We start from the raw sequence: 399 nt of genomic DNA on the forward strand, positions 1-399 counted from the left end.
GAATCCTTTTTGGCGTAATACTCATTGGTAAAGACACAATGCCCCAAATCATCGCCTTCGCGCATAAAATCCCTAACGTTTTCAATTACGCAGATGCAGAGTCCGCCCTGCTTGAAAGAGAGCCCGAAAAAGCGTCTTTTATCGCACTCATATCTTTTCTGCGCTTTTTGGATTTCAAGGCGCAGGTCATGGAGCTTTTTCTTTCTAAGCAAATCCCTTTTTTTCTTCACTAAATGGTCGTGCGCCTGGTTTAGGTTTTCAGGGCAGACAAAGAAAGGGTTTGAAAGGTCTTTGCCGAAATAGCGCAATAGTTCCAAATAATCCTCCCAAATCTGCACATCTGAAATTTTGCAATTGTTTTTAATGACCGTTTTGACTGCCTGCCAATTGCGTTTTATG

1 protein-coding gene is annotated in these 399 nt (G+C 42.1%); it reads right to left on the reverse strand.

The genetic code is table 11. The features are described 5' to 3' along the window. Positions 1-399 (reverse strand): PcfJ domain-containing protein (locus ABXT06_RS22720; RefSeq protein WP_354592759.1); only part of this gene is annotated, 399 nt, incomplete at both ends.

It is taken from the genome of Flavobacterium sp. UW10123 (assembly GCF_040538975.1).
Taxonomy (GTDB): domain Bacteria; phylum Bacteroidota; class Bacteroidia; order Flavobacteriales; family Flavobacteriaceae; genus Flavobacterium.